The following is a 14918-nucleotide window of genomic DNA, read 5'->3' as shown; positions in this document are numbered from 1 at the left end:
TATTTGCGTTCATTTTTCAGCAATATATCAGCGCCATATTGCCTGTTGGCAGTGAAAATGACTTGGTGGAGATTGGGTAACTTTGTCATGCAAACGTCATAAAACTGACATAAGATGCCCGGTTATCTTACGGCGCAAGCCCGATTACATCAGCGACAGCGAGACACATGACACAGACGACGGCCAATCAACATCCCCGAGATCGCATGCGCGGGCGCATCGACCGCGGCGTGCAGGCGGCAGTGACCGCCAGCGGGCTGATGGTGCTGATGACGTTGATGCTGATCTTCGTTTATCTGCTGTTTGCGGTGCTGCCGCTGTTCAAACCGGCCTCGCTTGGGCAGGCGCAGCCGTTGCCGATCGCGGCGTCGGCCCCGGCGCTGGCGCTGGGCATGGACGTGCAGCAGCGCGTCGGTTACCGCATTGACGCGCAGGGCGCGGGGCAATTTTATCGCCTGACGCCGACCCCGAACGGCCAGCCCCAGGCGCCGCTGGCGCAGCAGACGCTGTTGGCCAAGCCGGCGCTGCTCGCGCAGGCCGCCGGAGAGCGCGATCTGTTTGCGCTGGCGCAGGCCGACGGCCGCTTGGTGGTGGCGCGCGCGGATTTCGCGACGGCGGAGACCGGCCGGCCGCAGTGGCTGTTCCCGCTCGGGCAGCAGCCGTTGGCGCTGGATCCACAGCGCAAGCCGCTGAAACTGCTGTCGCTGGCGGATGCGCATCGCGGGCAGTATCTGCTGGCCGGGGTGACCGACGATCGGCGCCTGGTGTTTGGCCGTTTCAGCCCCGACCGGCCGCCGCAGTTCAGCGAGCGCCCGCTGGAACATGATGCTGAGCAACTGGTGCTGACGCCGGATGGCCGCCAGCTTTACCTGTTGGCGGGCAACCGGCTGGCGCGTTATCAGATCGACGGCGCGCAGCTGCAGCTGCGTGAAACGCGTACCCTTGGCGAACATGCCCCGTATCAGATGACGGCGCTGCCCGGCGGCAGCGCGCTGCTGATCAAGGGCGCCGACGGCAATCTGCGCGAGTGGTTCGAAGTAGAAAAAGAGCAGCGCTGGCGCCTGACGCCGGTGCAGCATTTCGACCATGGCGCCGACGGGCAGGAGCTGACGGTGGCCGAGCCTTACCGCCGGGTGTTCGCCACCCTGCGGCCCGATGGCGGCTTCTCGCTGTTCTCCACCATTCAACCGCAGCCGCTGCTGAATACCCGTTTGGGCGCCGAGGTGCAGCAGATAGCGTTCGCGCCGCGCGGCGATGGCCTGCTGCTGGAGAGCGCGCAGGGCTGGCAGCGCTATGCGCTCGACAACCCGTATCCGGACGTCACCTGGCGTTCGCTGTGGGGCAAGGTGTGGTATGAGAACTACCCGCAGCCGGCCTACGTCTGGCAATCCACCTCCGGCGAAGACAGTTATCAACCGAAATTCAGCCTGATGCCGGTGATCTTCGGCACCTTCAAGGCGGCGGCTTACGCGATGCTGTTCGCCATTCCCCTGGCGCTGGCCGGCGCTATCTATACCGCTTATTTTATGACGCCGGGGCTGCGTCGGGTGATCAAACCGGCTATCGAAGTGATGGGCGCGTTGCCGACGGTGGTGATCGGGCTGGTGGCCGGCATTTGGCTGGCGCCGATCATCGAGCAATACCTGTTGGCGGTGCTGGCGTTGCCGCTGCTGCTGGCGGCGGCGGTGCTGCTGTGCGGCGCGCTGACTCATCGCTTTATGCCGCGTTGCCGGCCGGGTGTCGATCTGCTGTTGCTGTTGCCGCTGCTGGCGTTGACGGTGTGGCTGGCGCTCAGCCTCGGGCCGCGGCTGGAGGTGGCGTTGTTCGGTGAGCCGCTGCATTTCTGGCTGGGGGATAATTACGACCAGCGCAATGCGCTGGTGGTGGGCGTGGCGATGGGCTTCGCGCTGGTGCCGATCATCTTCTCGCTGGCGGAGGACGCGCTGTTCAGCGTGCCGGCCACCCTGAGCCAGGGCTCTTTGGCGCTGGGCGCCACCCAATGGCAGACGGTTGTCAAGGTGGTGCTGCCTTCCGCCAGCGCCGGCATTTTCTCCGCGCTGATGATCGGCTTTGGCCGCGCGGTGGGGGAAACCATGATCGTGCTGATGGCCACCGGCAATACGCCGATTATCGACGGCAGCCTGTTCCAGGGGCTGCGGGCGTTGGCGGCCAATATCGCCATCGAGATGCCGGAGGCGGTCTCCGGCAGCAGCCATTACCGCGTGCTGTTCCTGACCGCGCTGGTGCTGTTTATCTTCACCTTCGTGTTCAACACGCTGGCGGAGGCGGTGCGCCTGCGGCTGCGCAAGCGCTACACGCCGAATCAGGAGGCGCCATGAAGAACTGGGTGAAGAGCGGATCGCCGTGGATTTGGCTGACCGCCGGTTCGGTGGCCGTCAGCCTGTTGGCGCTGATCGGCATTCTGTTGCTGCTGGCCGGGCAGGGGATGCGTTATTTCTGGCCGAGCCCGGTTTATCAGTTCGAGCTGAATCAGAACGGCGCCGGGCCGGTGACGGTGATCGGCGAGCTGTACCAGCAGCAAAGCATTTCGCGCCGCCAGCTGACGGAGGCGGGCGTGACGCCGCCGGGCGAGGCGCAAAGCGTCGAACGCTATCTGATTAAGGTCGGTAACCGCGAGCGTGAAGGGCAGGATTTCCGCACCTTGCTGGCCAGCGACATCGGCAGCCAAAGCACGCCGCGCAGCCTGCTGGTGCTGGAGCGCGACAGCCACGGCACCGCTTACGGCTATCTGGCGGGGCTGCTGGAGGACGGGCAACCGCTGACCGGCCGCAATCTGGGGCAGGCGTTGCAGCAGCGGCTGCCGCAAATCGCCGCGCTCTCGCGCCAGGCGCACGACATTCAATTTCGCGATATGGCGCGCATCAATCAGCAGTTTGACGCGCTGCGGCTGCGGGAAAAGCGCCTGCAGCGCGACGATAAGCTGGACGCCCGCGCGCAGGACGCCATCAAGGCCGAGCGGCTGGAGCTGCAGCGGCAATACCAGCTGCTGTCCGAACGCCTGGCGGGGCTGAACCGCGATCGCCAACGTGATGCGCTGCTGCTGCGCGATATGCATGGCCAGACGTTGACCATTCCGCTCAGCCAGGTGCGCGATGCCTGGTACCCGAACGCCATGAACACCAGCGAGAAGCTGGCGCACTGGGGCGAGCAGGTGAAGAAGTTCCTCACCGACAGCCCGCGCGAGGCGAACACCGAAGGCGGGGTGTTCCCGGCCATTTTCGGCACGGTGTTGATGGTGATCCTGATGTCGATCGTGGTGATGCCGTTTGGCGTGATCGCGGCGGTGTATCTGCACGAGTATGCCGGCAACAATCTGCTGACGCGGGTGATCCGCATCGCGGTGGTCAACCTGGCCGGCGTGCCCTCGATCGTCTACGGCGTCTTCGGCCTCGGCTTTTTCGTTTATATGATAGGCGGCACGCTCGACCAGCTGTTCTATCCTGAATCCTTGCCCAACCCGACCTTCGGCACGCCCGGCGTGCTGTGGGCGGCGCTGACGCTGGCGCTGCTGACGCTGCCGGTGGTGATCGTCGCCACCGAGGAAGGGCTGTCGCGCATTCCCACCTCGCTGCGGCAGGGTTCGATGGCGCTGGGCGCCAGCCGGGCCGAGACGCTGTGGCGCATCGTGCTGCCGATGGCGGCGCCGGCGATGATGACCGGCCTGATTCTGGCGGTGGCGCGCGCCGCCGGGGAGACCGCGCCGCTGATGCTGGTGGGGGTAGTGAAATCGGTGCCGGTGCTGCCGGTGGACGAGATTTTCCCGTATCTGCACCTGGAGCGGAAGTTTATGCATTTGAGCTTCCAGATCTACGATATGGCATTCCAGAGCCCGAGCGTAGAGGCGGCGCGGCCGCTGGTGTTCGCCACCGCCTTCCTGCTGGTGACGATCGTGGTGAGTTTGAATCTGGCGGCGATGGGTATCCGCCATTCGCTGAGGGAGCGGTACCGAGCATGGTCGCAGTAACAATGACGCTATTTTTGGGGAGTGCGTAATGGGTTTGATGACGCCAGGCAGTTTGCCCCGGCTGGATGTCCAGCATCTCGACGATGAACAGACCGCGCTGGCGGTCAACGGACTGAACCTGTTTTATGGCGACAAACAGGTGCTGCATGATATTTCGCTGCGCATTCCGAAGCACCGGGTGACGGCCCTGATCGGCCCTTCGGGCTGCGGCAAATCGACGCTGCTGCGCTGTTTCAACCGCATGAACGATCTGGTGGACAACTGCCGCATCGAGGGCGATCTGCAGCTGAACGGCGCGGCGATCTCCGGCGCACAGATCGACGTGGCGGCGCTGCGGCGGCGGGTGGGCATGGTGTTCCAACGGCCGAACCCGTTCCCGAAATCGATCTATGAAAACGTGGTGTACGGCCTGCGCTTGCAGGGCGTGCGCGACCGGCGCTTGCTGGATGAAGCGGTGGAGCGTTCGCTGCGCGCCGCCGCGCTGTGGCATGAGGTGAAGGATCGGCTGCGTGAAAATGCGTTCCGCTTGTCCAGCGGCCAGCAGCAGCGCCTGGTGATCGCGCGCGCCATCGCCATCGAGCCGGAAGTGTTGCTGCTCGACGAGCCGACCTCGGCGCTGGATCCGATCTCCACGCTGACCATCGAAGAGCTGATTTCCGCGCTGAAACAGCGTTACAGCGTGGTGCTGGTGACGCACAACATGCAGCAGGCAGCGCGCGTCTCCGACTACACCGCCTTTATTCATCAGGGGCGGCTGGTGGAGTACAACGACACCGATGCCATCTTCACCTCGCCGCGCCAGCGCCGCACCGAGGATTATATTACCGGGCGGTATGGGTGAGCGACGTGCTGCACCCCTAGCGAACGAAAGGCTGCGGGATAATGCAGCCTTTCGTCTTTAGGGCGGCCGTCAGTAATTTTCGCGAATGCGGATCGCTTCTTCTACCCACTCCGCCAGATTTTCCTTGATGTGATTATAGACATTGGTGCTGGTCAAATAAGGCGGATCATAGGCTTTGGCGATAGCGGAGAGTTTTGTGTCGCCCAGCTTGATATGATCCAACGGGTTGTTGCCTTTTCGGGCTTGTTCGCCGGCGCTGTCTTTCAGGTTATGGATATACACCACCAGCACGCCCATGCCTTTCTTCCAGGCTTCGCAGATTTCGAAGTTGATCCACTTGCGATTGGCGGTATCTTTACCCGCGAGAATCACGGCGCAGCTCCGATTGTCCAACTGGCCTTTGATCCAAGCGGCGATGGCGTCGTCACCCCCTTTTTTCACTTCCTCCCAATCGTTATCCGTGGCCGGCCGGTTACCTTCCAGCGAGCCCATTTCGCGTATCTGAGAAGCGCGCCAGTTGTCCGGCTCATAATGGAAACTGTAAAAACATTTTCTGGTCATCGAGGATTATCCTTAGTAATGATATCGATAAGTGCCAACAGGCATGTTTTCTTCTCCGCCAGGCTGCCCGGCTCGTTAAGTTGATCCAGCAGGTTCATGGCGACGGGATGGCGGTGATAGAGGGTGTCTTTCATCTCCTCCTTGATTTTTCGGTAGATCTCGGCGGATGCGCCGCCGGTACAACCGATAGGAATGCAGACGCAGCCTTGTTCCGCAGCGATGTGGAACTCTTTCAATAAACCGTCGGCCAGCACGCATTCGCCTTCGGCGTTACGCTTGTTGCCGAACAAAAAGACCGCGATGCCGCTGAGCGAAATCATGTTCTGGCGGTACTCGTGCCAAAGTGCCGGCAGCGTAATGCCCCCGCTGGCGAATTGGGGGAAAGGGCGCAGCACCAGCTGGCTTTCGCTGATTTTCCCCCCGCTGGCGTAAATGGCTTCCAATGCGCCGTTGATCACCGCCGTGCCCACGCCCCAACCGAAGCCGTTGACGATGCGGTACTGTTTGCGGATAAGCAGGCGCGCCAGGCGGTGTATGAACTGGATGGACTCTTCACGGGCATAGGGGTGGTAGTTGTCGGCGCTGCCGGAGATAAACACCGTGCTTTTCTTGAATTGCGTTTCGATGGCATATAGCAGGTCGGTGATTTGCCGATAGTCCTCCACCAGTAGCGTTTGAATGCCGTAACGGCGCAGATCGTTGATCATCAGGCTTTGTTTTCGGCTGTTGTAATCATAAGACGCCTGATCCTCGCTGCCGCTGTCGCCAGGCTGAACGCGCCGCATGATGCAGTAGTGGTTTCTTTTCCCTTCGCCGTACTGCGCGTAAAGGCGACTCAATACGTATTGCAGGTTGGGGTCTTCAAAGCTGAAACCGATAAACAGGAAGGTTTTGGCGGTCAACTCCGCCATCAGCATGTTGATAAAAGGAAGGTGTGTACGGGAGTAAGTTTCGTATTGTTCGCGGGTGATAATCGCCTGGTTGGGTGTTCTATAATCACCATGCATTTTATATAAGACAACATCGCGCTTGTGAATATTGTTGGTCAGACTTTCCGGCGTGGTTTTAACGTCGCAGACGCGATTATAACGGGCATAGGTTTTTTCAATCAGATCGTCGTAGTTGGTTGTCCAGAGTGACGCTATCGGCAATCTGGCAATGATCCGATGATTTTCAGTTTCTTCCGCTTGCTCAGCGAATTCTGTAATTATTTTTTGATTTATCTTATGCCGGTTGCCTTTTTCATTGAGATGATATTGAGCCAGAGAAATAAGGTCGCTTTCTTTTTCTATATCCAGCCCCAATTCATAAGCGATATCACCGATAAGCTCTTTCCAGCTGACGAAACCGGCGGGTATGGACAGCCCGGCACCGGCAAATAGCGCGGCGCTGCCGGCTTTGATATCATTAACGTAATCACGAATAAACAGTTCTATATCACGTTCTGGCATTAGGAAATCCTGATATTGTTCGAGGTTCTTGATTGGTTAGTTGTAAATTATGGCTTTCATGAATAATTGCATTAAACAAAATATCACGGTAAGACGGCGGGTTAATTTTGTAAACTTTATTTTTTATTTTTAGCGATATTGTGCGTGTTATTTAACTCTTGAATTTATTATTGGTAATTATTTGGGTTTTTAATTCATGTGTTAATAATATCCGCCATCAGGAAATGTGGCGGCAAGCTCGACAAAATATATTCCTGATGTTTACCACGTTGTGAACCTGATCAAACAAAAACAATTCTCATTATCATTGATCGCCGGCGTAAAATGTATATACTTCGATAATCTATGTAAACTAACGTAAATGGATGTGTTTAAATGTGTGCATGGAAGCCCGGGATTTGGCCTGCACTCTTGGCGTTCTGCGCTCCGGCGTGGTGTGCGGAGATCGCCAGCCCTGCTGACCGCGACAGCATTACCCAACAGCAGAAAACGTTGCTGGAACAGGCGCAACAACAGCGCGAGGCGCTGCAAAATAACGTTGAGTTGCCGGCCTTGCCGCTGCCTGTGTCGGCCGCCGCAGGGGCGGTTTGCCAACCGGTGCGGCAAATCGTTTTTCAGGGCGCCGAACATCTTTCCTGGTCGGTAAAAGAAAGCCTGGCGCGCCCGTATCAGGGGCGCTGCCTGACGCTGGATCACATCAACCGTCTGGTGCGCGAAACCACCAATGCTTATCTGCAACGCGGCTATGTCACCTCGCAGGCCTGGCTGCAGGAGCAGGATATTTCCCGCGGCGTGTTGACCGTGAGCGCCAGCGAAGGGCGAATCGAGTCCATCACGCAGAACGGCGAGCAGACGCTGGCGCTGAAAATGGCGTTTCCCGGCCTGGTTGGCGACGTATTGAATCTGCGCGATATTGAGCAGGGCATGGAGCAGCTCAACCGCCTGCCATCGCAACAGGTGGCTATCGATATTCAACCCGGCGAACAACCCGGCTTTTCCAACGTGGTTTTGTTGCGTGGCGCCCGGCGTGCGCCGGTCTCTTTCTCTTTCGGCGCCGACAACAGCGGCCAGAAAAGCACCGGCACCGGGCAGATGAACGCCGCCTTCACGCTGGATAACCCGCTGCGCCTCGCCGATCAATGGTCGCTTTCCGCAGCGCGCAATAACGATTTCAGCCCGCATTACCGCAGCCGCAGCCTGAACGGCGGCGTCACCTTACCCTACGGCTATTGGCTGTTCAGTTACCAGTACGCCTGGAACGATTTTTTCCAGCGGGTGCCGTTCAACGGCGCGGCTTACCGCTATCAGGGCAACAACCAGACCCAGCGTCTGGGCGCCAACCGCACGTTGCTGCGGGATGGCAAACGCAAGCTGGCCGTCGATATCGGGCTGGCGCGGCGTACCACGGAAAATAAGCTGGCGGGGGAACGGTTGGGCGTCAGCAGCCCGACGCTCAGCGTCGCCAGCCTGGGCCTCAATTACAGTGCGGCTGCGGGCGGCGGCTATATGACGCTGAACCCGACGGTAAGCCGCGGGCTGCGCATGCTGGGCGCCACCGCCGACGATCCTGAGCGCGACGGGGCGCCGCGCAGCGAGTTCCGCAAGCTTGGCCTCAGCGCCAGCTACTTTTATCCGCTCGCCCCCTCTCTCTATTACCTGACCTCGGCCTATGGGCAAACCAGCGCAGACAACCTGTATGCCGGCGAGCGCATTTCCATTGGCGGGCAATACTCGGTGCGTGGCTTTAAAGAGCAGTACCTGACCGGAAATCGCGGCGCCTACTGGCGCAATGAACTCAACTGGCAATGGCAGACGTTGCCGGGGCTGGGAGAGCTTTCTTTCACCGGCGCGTTAGACGCCGGTTGGTTGCAGGGGCGCGCCGGTCTGATAGACGGCGGCAGCGTCGCCGGCGCGGCGCTGAGCGCGACGTTAAACGGCCGCTGGTTCAATCAGGCGGTCACCGTCGGTAAATCGCTGACGCACCCAGGCAGCCTGCAACCGGATCGTTGGGTGGCCTACTGGCAAGCCACCGTCACGTTATAACGCCAGCACACAGCAGGAGCGCCTCGGCGTTCAAAACAACATCCTTTCGAAGGAATGAATATGGATAAGTCCACTTCCCCTTTGGCGCGGGGCGCCAGCTATTTGCTGATCTACCTGACGGCTTTCCAGCCGTTGCACCCGGCGTTCGCCGCCGGCATTACCGCCGCTAACGGCAATACGCAGGTGGTTATCAAGCCGGGCAACGTACCGGTGGTGAATATCGCCACGCCGAACGGCGCGGGGATTTCACACAATACCTACAAGGATTTTAACGTCGGTACGCCCGGTGCGGTGCTGAATAATGCCATCCAGGGTGGCAAGACCCAACTGGGCGTGACTATTGAGAATGCAAAGGGCAACCCGAATCTGAAAGGGAAGCCAGCAGAACTTATCATCAACGAAGTCACCGGAGGCAGTCGTTCCGAGCTGCAGGGCAAGCTCGAGGTGTTCGGCAACAAAGCCAACGTGATGATCGCCAACCCGAATGGCATCACCTGCAACGGCTGCGGCTTTATCAACGCGCCGGGCGTGACGTTAACCACCGGCAAACCGCAGTTCGACAAGCAGGGCGCGCTGGAGGCGCTGGAGGTGAAAAAAGGCGGCGTCACCATCGGCGGTAAAGGGCTGGACGGCAGCAGCGCCGACTATGTTGACATCATCAGCCGCGCCACCGAGCTGAACGGCAAAATCAACGCGCAAAACCTGTCGCTGACCCAGGGCGCTAACCGCATCAGTTTTAAAGACGGCACCATCAAGCCGATCGCTGGCGAAGGCGCCAAACCAGTGTTGGCGGTGGACACCAAGGCACTGGGCGGCATGTACGCCAACAAAATCCGCCTGGTGGCCAATGAGGATGGGGTAGGGGTGAACCTGAAAGACCTCACCAGCAAACAGCGGGATATTACGCTGAGCGTTAGCGGGCGGATTGAGTTGGGCAATACACAGGCAGCGACAGACTTGAACGCCAGCGCCAGGGAAATTCATATCTCATCGGGCGTTAAGGTGCGCGGTGAACGTGACGTGACAATGGCTGCCGATACGCTCAATAACAACGGCAATGTTACGGCGCATCGCGATATGCGGGTGTTTGCCGATACGGTACGCAATGTGGCACTACGTGATGGCGACAACACCGCATTGCATAGCAACAATAATCTCTGGATTCAGAAAGACGCTCAGGGGAATAAAGCCAAACAGATAGAAAACCGCTCTGCACGCATTCAGACCAACAGCGGTGACTTGGTTATACGCACGGAGAATTTGAACAATGTCAGGCAAGAGGTTCAAGCCGTTTGGAAAAATACTCCCGCTAACTCTAAAGCGTTCAATAAATCCTTGGTAGGAAGTTATTACGACTCACGGCAAGGTGTTGACGCTATTGTGCTGCTGGAGCCTGAACTGAAGGACTTTGGCATCGGCAGTTGGTTTGGCGAAATCAACCTGTCGAAAGGCGACAAGGTTAATGTGGGGAAAGACGAGTATCTTCTGGTGAAATCGCAGGCGCCGGGGGTGATAAATTCAGGCAACAACGCTTATATCAACGCGACAACGTTATGGAACGATCAGTCGAATATCAGCGCGGCCAAAGATCTGATCCTGACGGGGAACGATTTTACCGTAAAGAGCATTCAACTCGGCCAGAAAGATCGGTACTGGCGTCTGGGAACGAACACGTTTGGCGTTGGGGCGTTTGCCCGTGACGAAGATGCGCCTCCCGGAGATTGGGATCTGCTGTATGTCACGGAAAAAGCGCCTTATACCAAGCAGCAGGAACTTGTCGTCTGGCGAGCAAAGGGGCAGCAAAAATCATCGATTACCGCCGGCAATAATCTCACTGCGGATTTTAAAAATAAGATAGAGATCAGTACGCCGACGCCTCATGAAAATCAGCTGAATGAAGTGGTCACCTCCGGCAGGCCAGAGTCGCTAAAGGCACGGAATGTTCTGCTGCATGCCAAAAACATCGTCGGTACTGATGCGATTCGTGCCGACGGCAATATCACCGCGATTGCCGAAGATCGGATTGTTCTTGGGCAAGGCATTTTGGCCGCCGGAAAAGAGCTGTCTCTGACGGCGGTCAACGCCATCGACGCCTGGCAAAGTGAGCTGAAAGGGCAGGACGTCACGCTAAACGCCAAAAACGGTGAGATAAAGATACATTCCAGCGAGAAACCTCACTACTTCCGCCCTGACGGTTCGCGTTGGTTGGGCAGCCTTGAGGCTTCACGCGATCTGTCTCTCACGGCTGGCAGTACCATTACGTTGCTGAATACGCTGCTGGCGCCGCAAAGTCGCAATATCGCCATGACGGCTAACGGCAGCATTGCAATCGTAAAAAACAGCGCGTTGTTGGAGGGGTCGCTATTGGGGGGGCCGGTTTCTCCGGCTAAACGGCAGGAATACTTCAACCAGCTGTTGGCCAGTGGCCAAATGAGGGCAACGGGTTCGGTTCTGCTCAATAGCGGTGGCTATCTGGCGCTCCGCGGCGCCAAGATTAATGCGGATAAGGACGTTACGCTGTTAGCCGCCCATAACGCCGATCTTAACTACCGTGAACTTGACGGTCGATTCAATGCGCTTTTCCCTGTGTCCCGCACGCCTGAACTGGGCAGCCGGGTACACGCCGGCGGCAATTTGCTGATTAACTCGGCCCGCGACATCGGCACCCAGGGCGGCGCGCTCTCCGCTAACGGCAATATCACGCTGCTGGCCGGGCAGAATCTATGGTTGTCGAACCTGGCCTATTCCGCCATTGATGCCGCCAACGACAACAACAAAGACGACCGCCATGTGGTCACAGCCCTCAGCGCGGGTAAAAACCTGACCGCGTCGGCGAATAACCAACTGCTGACTTACGGCGCCAGGCTGACCTCCGGCGCCAACATGACGCTGACCTCCGGCGGCGATATGCGTTTCGAGGCGGTGCAAAATCACACTTACCGCGAGGGCGGCAACGAGTTCACCGAAACTCGCACTCAGCAGGGCACCGAGCTGAATGCCGGCGGCCTGATGACGGTGATTTCCGGCGGCAGCATTCTGTTCCAGGCGACCAAACTGGTGGTTAAAGGATTAGGGGCGAACTGGAAACCGTCGGTGGCGGTGACGGATTGGGGAAGCCGGATAGCGGCGGCGGAGCAGGCGGTTAGAAATGCAGAGCAAAATGTTAATCAAAAACAGAATGTACTGAACAACGTTAGAAATACGCCTGAAGGTTTGTTACTCGATAATCCTGCTCAGTATCCTATTTCATACAAGCACAGTAGTTCTGTAATGATACCGGGTACGGGGACTTATCACCTCGATATGGGGAATATTGAAATAAAAACCCGTTCAGATCTGGATAGATTGCTTAATGAGGGAGGGAAGGCATTTGACCCATTCCCTTATGGTGTCGATCCTGCGGAAACATCCGGTGATGGTTATGAGATTGCGCTGGCAATTCGAAAAAAGACGATAGATGAATATGAAAATTTGCGTCAACGCATAATCAAAAAAAAGAATGAGATACACGCCGCCCAACAAGCGTTGAATTCTGTTGATAGTGAAAAGGTAAACGCAAATAGGAAATTAGTTAGCGTCCGACAGGAAGCCCAAGCTAAACATGCGGAAGAAACAAGGCTGAAAGCCCAGGTCGATGCCCACAACCAGGCAGAGGCCATGCGTGTCGGCAATATGGATATCGCCGCCAAGGGCGGCTATCTCTACGCCCAGGCGATGGAAGAGTCCAGCCACTTCGAGAAAAAGGAAACCAAGCGCAAATGGTGGGGCAAGAAAACCGAGGTTAAGCAGACCCGCCATGACGTGACCAACAAGGTTACCGAGTTTACCGCCGCCGGCAATATCACGCTGATGAGCCGCGACGACAGCACCTATGAAGCCAGCAAAATCGCCGCCGGGCAAAACGCACGCCTGACCAGCTCCCGTGGCCAGGTTAACTTCCGCGCGGTGAAAAACACCTCTTTCGAACAGACCGTCAGCAATTCGAAAGGCTTCTTTATCAAGCAGGCCAATAAAGGGTACGAAGACAATAAGTGGGTGCTGCCGAGCATTCATACCGGTGGCGCCTTGACCGTAGAGGCCGCCAAGGGCGTCAGCGCCGATGTGAAGGTGAAAAACGGCCAGGCGTTGCAAAGCGCCATCGACGCGCTGGGCAATACGCCGGGCACCACCTGGGTCAAAGATCTGAACAAGCGCAACGACGTGCAGTGGAGCAAGGTCAAAGACGCTTACGACAGCTGGGATTACAAGAGCCAGCACCTGAACCCGGCGGTGGCGGCGGTGATCGCCATCGCGGCGGCGGCGGTGACCGCAGGCAGTTCACTGGCGGCCACGGCGGCCTCCAGCGTTTCCGGCGCCGTGGGCGGCGGGGCGGTAACCAGCGGTGCGGTCACCGCCGGGATGTCTTCGCTGGCCTCCCAGGCGGCGGTGGCGTTGGTGGAGAACCAGGGCAACCTGTCGAAAACCCTGCAGGCGCTGGGTAGCAATGAGAACGTCAAGGCGACCGCCACGGCGATGGCGATCGGTGGCGCGCTCAACGGTTTCGACAGCGCGATGGGCTGGAGCAAGGACGCGGCGGGCAAACCGCTCAATCCAAACAACGTCAAACTGCCGCAGCTGAGCAACGGCGACTGGAGCAAGGTGGCGCAGCGGGTGGCCGGGCAATCGGTCATCAGCTCCAGCCTGAATACCGCCATCAACGGCGGCAGCTTCAAGGACAACCTGACCAATGCGCTGCTGGCGAACATCGGCAGCCAGGTTCAGGCCGAGGGCGCCAATCTGATCGGGGATAACGGCGACGTTCTGGGTGCGGCCGGGAAGTCAGTCAGCCATGCGGTTGTGGCGGGCATCGCCGCGGAAATCGGGCGCGGCGACGGTAAAGGGGCTGCTGCCGGGGCGCTGGCGGCGGAGCTGGCCGGCGTCGTGATGCAGAGCACGCTGTTCGAACCGGCCAATCTCAACGAAAAGGAACGCCAGCTCTACCGTTTGCAGGAAGCGCTAAACGGCAATGAAGTAAAAGAGCAAACGGCACGAGTGATCGGGGCTTTGACCGGGGCGTTGACAACGCATACGCCGGAAGGCGCCTACAGTGCTGCGGACAGCGCGCAGTCGGTTTATCGCTACAACATGACCGAACATATGTTGATGCAGTATGCGCTGGATAATCAGAAAGACATTTTGGCCGCTGATAAAGGTGATGTTGCTGCGGCAAAACGTGTTGTGGCTCGCCGAGAAGCTGCCGCAATAGTGGCGACCGTCGGTGGTGGCGGTCTGGTACTTACTGCGGGGGGAATGACGCTGGTGGGAGCTGCGCCAGAATTGGTTCTGGCGGCACGATTGGCGATTGCCGGTTGCAAAACCAACCCCGCGCTTTGCCTGAACCAAGCCGGTATTTATGCGGCAGACATTGTGGCTCCAGAGGCGATTATTGGTACTGGCGCCATAACGACCGGCAGCACATTGATTTTGGGTAAGACTGAAGACAGCGTGAGGAAGTTGAGCCGACAGCTGGTGAACGCTTCCGATGAATTATACAAAACAAAAACGCTCAACACTCAGCCGGTTGCCGATTTTATCAAAGGAGAAACAGCAGCCGGGGCGAATTTGTCGACTAAAACGGCAGATTATTTGCGGGAAATACAGAAGGTTAACACTAATCAGTTGGTTAAACTTTTCGACAAAACGCAGCCAGATGGTAATGTAACTGTTTTTGGTAAGTCTGTAGCTCAAGTTTTAGGCGATGGAGGGAGTAATAGAAAAGGAACAACAAAAGTTTTTGCTTCTGAATCACTTAGCGATAAGGATATCTATGATTATGCGCAATCACTTGCTGGAGGTCTCCCTCTCAACGAGGTGAGAAACGCGAAAGGTATTGTGTACTATGCAAAGTTTGAAGGGAAAATAATAAACCTTAGGAACTATTCTACAAGTGCACAAGAGTCGAAAGCTCGGTGGACGATTGATATTATTGGGAATAAAGATATAAACAAAGTATCGAATCTCTCCGATAACAAGTTTGAAATCAAGTTTAGATAGGTGA

General features: G+C 57.8%; 7 protein-coding genes. 5 read left to right on the top strand and 2 right to left on the bottom strand.

What is annotated here, in order from left to right; genetic code table 11:
* The first annotated feature begins 167 nt into the window (after nt 1–167).
* The 3 genes from ACSBQQ_RS18595 to pstB are packed head-to-tail and all read left to right on the top strand — an operon-like array spanning nt 168 to nt 4826.
* Nucleotides 168–2339, top strand: coding sequence for an ABC transporter permease subunit (locus ACSBQQ_RS18595; RefSeq protein ID WP_033648826.1), 2172 nt, complete (start codon nt 168–170; stop codon nt 2337–2339).
* On the top strand, nt 2336–3985 hold the full coding sequence (gene pstA, locus ACSBQQ_RS18590) for a phosphate ABC transporter permease PstA (protein WP_033648825.1): 1650 nt from the start codon (nt 2336–2338) through the stop codon (nt 3983–3985). The genes ACSBQQ_RS18595 and pstA overlap by 4 nt, the downstream gene beginning before the upstream one ends.
* 28 nt (nt 3986–4013) lie before the next feature.
* Nucleotides 4014–4826 carry a phosphate ABC transporter ATP-binding protein PstB gene (gene pstB / locus ACSBQQ_RS18585; protein WP_019452422.1) on the top strand — a complete coding sequence of 271 codons (813 nt, stop codon included), beginning with the start codon at nt 4014–4016 and terminating at the stop codon, nt 4824–4826.
* A gap of 69 nt (nt 4827–4895) precedes the next feature.
* On the opposite strand, the gene ACSBQQ_RS18580 is transcribed toward pstB, so the two are convergent.
* Both ACSBQQ_RS18580 and ACSBQQ_RS18575 read right to left on the bottom strand, forming a co-directional pair.
* Nucleotides 4896–5387: a TIR domain-containing protein gene (locus tag ACSBQQ_RS18580; protein WP_033648824.1), complete on the bottom strand. Its 492-nt coding sequence runs from the start codon at nt 5385–5387 to the stop codon at nt 4896–4898.
* Nucleotides 5384–6838, bottom strand: a complete 1455-nt coding sequence (locus ACSBQQ_RS18575; RefSeq protein ID WP_033635522.1) for an SIR2 family protein — start codon at nt 6836–6838, stop codon at nt 5384–5386. Before ACSBQQ_RS18575 ends, ACSBQQ_RS18580 begins: the two co-directional genes overlap by 4 nt.
* Before the next feature lie 375 nt (nt 6839–7213).
* Here ACSBQQ_RS18575 and ACSBQQ_RS18570 point away from each other — a divergent pair, with 375 nt between their 5' ends.
* On the top strand, nt 7214–8881 hold the full coding sequence (locus ACSBQQ_RS18570; RefSeq protein WP_033648823.1) for a ShlB/FhaC/HecB family hemolysin secretion/activation protein: 1668 nt from the start codon (nt 7214–7216) through the stop codon (nt 8879–8881).
* A gap of 60 nt (nt 8882–8941) precedes the next feature.
* A complete protein-coding gene (locus ACSBQQ_RS18565) occupies nt 8942–14914 on the top strand; it encodes a DUF637 domain-containing protein (RefSeq protein ID WP_060428940.1) in 5973 nt (1990 codons plus the stop codon).
* The last annotated feature ends 4 nt before the right edge of the window (nt 14915–14918 follow it).

Origin of the sequence: Serratia sp. G204Y, from assembly GCF_051172435.1 — a bacterium.
Taxonomy (GTDB): Bacteria; Pseudomonadota; Gammaproteobacteria; order Enterobacterales; family Enterobacteriaceae; genus Serratia; species Serratia sarumanii.
This window is presented reverse-complemented; position numbering and strand designations above follow the sequence as displayed.

What these genes read in the sequence shown, in the direction of transcription:
- ACSBQQ_RS18570 (WP_033648823.1), top strand. Translation starts at nt 7,214, where the DNA reads ATGTGTGCATGGAAGCCCGGGATTTGGCCTGCACTCTTGGCGTTCTGC.
- ACSBQQ_RS18580 (WP_033648824.1), bottom strand. Translation starts at nt 5,387, where the DNA reads ATGACCAGAAAATGTTTTTACAGTTTCCATTATGAGCCGGACAACTGG.
- ACSBQQ_RS18595 (WP_033648826.1), top strand. Translation starts at nt 168, where the DNA reads ATGACACAGACGACGGCCAATCAACATCCCCGAGATCGCATGCGCGGG.
- pstA (WP_033648825.1), top strand. Translation starts at nt 2,336, where the DNA reads ATGAAGAACTGGGTGAAGAGCGGATCGCCGTGGATTTGGCTGACCGCC.
- ACSBQQ_RS18565 (WP_060428940.1), top strand. Translation starts at nt 8,942, where the DNA reads ATGGATAAGTCCACTTCCCCTTTGGCGCGGGGCGCCAGCTATTTGCTG.
- pstB (WP_019452422.1), top strand. Translation starts at nt 4,014, where the DNA reads ATGGGTTTGATGACGCCAGGCAGTTTGCCCCGGCTGGATGTCCAGCAT.
- ACSBQQ_RS18575 (WP_033635522.1), bottom strand. Translation starts at nt 6,838, where the DNA reads ATGCCAGAACGTGATATAGAACTGTTTATTCGTGATTACGTTAATGAT.